The 3,072-nt window shown below is 40.0% G+C and carries 2 protein-coding genes and 1 pseudogene; 1 reads left to right on the top strand and 2 read right to left on the bottom strand.

Translation table 11 applies throughout. The annotated features are described in order from the left end of the window. Positions 1–1,519: FlgK family flagellar hook-associated protein (locus tag QNK26_RS15230; RefSeq protein WP_319224620.1), on the bottom strand; the 1,519-nt coding region annotated here is incomplete at its 3' end. A gap of 95 nt (positions 1,520–1,614) precedes the next feature. Further along, positions 1,615–2,589, bottom strand: a complete 975-nt coding sequence (gene flgJ / locus QNK26_RS15225) for a flagellar assembly peptidoglycan hydrolase FlgJ (RefSeq protein WP_319224617.1) — start codon at positions 2,587–2,589, stop codon at positions 1,615–1,617. A gap of 159 nt (positions 2,590–2,748) precedes the next feature. On the opposite strand from flgJ, the pseudogene groEL reads away from it, so the two are divergent. Continuing rightward, positions 2,749–3,072: pseudogene (gene groEL, locus QNK26_RS15220) on the top strand (chaperonin GroEL); the annotation flags it as partial.

Genomic DNA, 3,072 nt, shown 5'->3' with positions numbered 1-3,072 from the left:
CACTTAGCGTGCCAGAACTTGTCGCCATGTAAGTCCCATTACCATCATGAATATCAAAGTCGCCACTACTATTTACAATGAGTTGCTGCGGCGCTGTTATATTTAAATCATTATTGGCAAAGGATAAACTTGAATCCGATATTTCAGTGACTGAGAGACGGCTCATCGTGGTATTTGTCAGGCCACTTTTCGCTTGTAAAATAGAGGCCAAAGCGATATCTTCGGGCTGAGAATTAATGACTTCATAATCATCAAGATTAAACAGTGTCGGGCTTAGTAAGAATTTATCACCGCTTTTAAAGCCTCCAGCTGCGGCTGAAAAATCAATTTCAAAACCATGTTCAGCGATTTCAACAGGTCCAGGGTAAGTACCGTTAACCGTTAATGGATCCGCGCTACGTTCGCCGTTTTTTACTTCATAAACATCAAATGTGAGCGGACTTGTCATCGATACTTGATATTGACTTGTGGTCAACGAACTGCCTTTACCTGAAATGATTTGAGAACTGATAATATGAGCAGGGTTAGAGTTAGCCGCATAGCTTTTTGCTTGGGTTGGTGGAATGGTATAGATATTTTTACCAATTTCACCGTTTAGATCTAAACCCATTTTATTTTGGGTATTAACCGCATCGGCAACGCCAATACTTAACTGACCGATTTCACGCAGTGATGTATAGATAGTGCCATCACGAAACTCTATTAATGCACCAGCACGCCCACCTAAATCGACATGTTGCAAATTCAAAGTGTTGTTATCTATTTTTAATTCCAGCTCTACGTTGCTTGGATCTGGATCACTTCCGACAGCCTGAAATTGACTCACACTATTTTGCATGACTAATGGTTGGCCATTCAATAAGTTAATTGATATACCTTTGTTATCATTTACAATCGTTGATATATCAAGTTCCTTTGCTAACGCTTCAATTGCAACATCACGCTGATCAAGTAACGTACCGGGTGCGCCTTTAGGGGTGTGTTCAGCGGTAATGACTTGTTTATTAAAACCGTGTATTTCTTGAATTAATGAATTTAACAATGCCGGTTTTTCCGCGATTTCACTGTTTGCGGTTTTGATTTGGTTACTTAATTGCTTACCAACATTACGAAAGCTTATTGATAGTGTTTGCGCATCAGTGATTGCTAATTGACGGTTTGATATTGACGTTGGGTCATCATTCGCGGTATGAAATGATTCAAATAATTCCGAAACACCGGTACCCATGTTGTTTGATTTATCAGATAATATTTGATCGGTTCGGGTAATTTCATCCCGAAATTTTTCCTGGTTACTGAACGCACTGGTATCAATTAATAACTCAGCTTGCGCAAACTTGTTAACCTCTCGGCCGGTAACAGAACGAGCAAGCCCCATATTATCAGTTTGCGAATTATGCTGAGTGCGCTGACGGCTATACCCATCGGTATTAACATTCGAGATGTTGTTACCTGTGGTATTGAGCGTTTGCTGATGCCCTAAAACACCAGACGTGCCTATTTGTAATAAACTAGTCATCAGATTACGACCCCAACCATCAGAAAATCACTCCAAAATAAGATTATCTTCACTTATTCTTTATTTATAGTTTGCTAGCAACCCACTAAACAACGTTATTTAAATGCATCATGTTTCATCACATTCTGAATTTTCGCTGCATAGTTAGGGTCCGTGGCATAACCCGCTTGCTGTAAACCATTCAAGAACTGTGCCGAATCTGCAGAATTGCGTAATGCATCACTATAACGATCTCCCGATTGCAAGAAGTTAGCAAAATCATTAAAGCTAGATTGGAAGTCTTCATAGCTCCTAAATTGATGATTTTCACGTTTGGCAACACCGTCAGTAAACTCAAGTGTATCTACACTTGCAGTCGGTCCTTGCCAACGTTTATCGGCTTTAATATTGAATAAGTTATGCGAGCTATCACCTTTGTTATCTGTTGATACTTTCTTACCCCAGCCGGTTTCTAAGGCCGCTTGAGCAAGTAATACATCCGGAGAAACATTCAAACGTTTCCCCACAGAGTCAGCAAAAGGTGCTAATGAAGCAACAAATTCTTCAGGGCTATTGAATTGCATTTTAGGGGCTGGGGTTGGTAATGCTTGCGCGGCGTCAGCTACTGGCTTGCCGCCTTCGTCAACAGCCGCCTTTGTGGCGCCAGCTTCTTCCACTAATGCTTTGTCTATAGCAGTAGATGGCTTCGCGCCTTGCAAGTTCTGTAATGGATTACTATCGCCTTGCAGTGACGAGGCTGGCATATAATTGCCGCTATTATTCGATAACTGCTTAACAATCACATCTGCTAACCCCATGCTGCCAGATTGGCTCATATCCGCAGCCATCTGCTTATCTTGCATATCGCGATAAAACTGGGTGTAGTTATTATTCATTGGACTGTCGGTTTCAAACGCGGCATTTGCTTCGCGCATACTTTTCATCAACATATTGGTAAACAAAGATTCAAATTGCTTTGCGACTTCTTTCAATGCCGTTTCATCATTGCCTTGCGCACGTTTACGCAAAGAGTCCAGATTATGCGTATCTAAGACGTTACTGCTTACATTTGTTTTAAATGAATTATCCATACCCAGCCCGTTTAACTATTTTCCATAGTTATTATTTTTCAATCAGTTATTCGTATTTGTTATTGATAGCTCAAAGTTGCTGCCATTTATTTGTCACTTGTTAAAATAACAAAATCAATCACTTAAAATAAATGCAACGTATTAGCTATCATAGTTACTGATAACAAAGCAATTGAGCAAGTAGGTACTATCTCTGCAAACTCAGACGAAACTGTTGGTCAAATCATAGCGACAGCAATGGACAAAGTAGGCGCTGAAGGCGTAATTACTGTTGAAGAAGGTCAAGCATTAACTGACGAATTAGATGTTGTTGAAGGCATGCAATTCGATCGTGGTTATTTATCTCCATACTTCATCAACAAGCAAGAAAATGGCACGGTTGAACTTGAAAACCCATTCATCTTATTAGTAGATAAAAAAGTATCGAACATTCGTGAATTATTAACAACGCTTGAAGGCGTTGCTAAATCAGGTAAGCCATTA

Source organism: Moritella sp., from assembly GCF_033791185.1.
Classification (GTDB): Bacteria; Pseudomonadota; Gammaproteobacteria; order Enterobacterales; family Moritellaceae; genus Moritella.
Note: the sequence above shows the minus strand (reverse complement) of the source record. Positions and strands in the feature narration are given on the sequence as shown.

Bases quoted from the DNA above. Each gene is read 5' to 3' on its own strand.
- flgJ (WP_319224617.1), bottom strand. From the start codon at position 2,589: ATGGATAATTCATTTAAAACAAATGTAAGCAGTAACGTCTTAGATACG.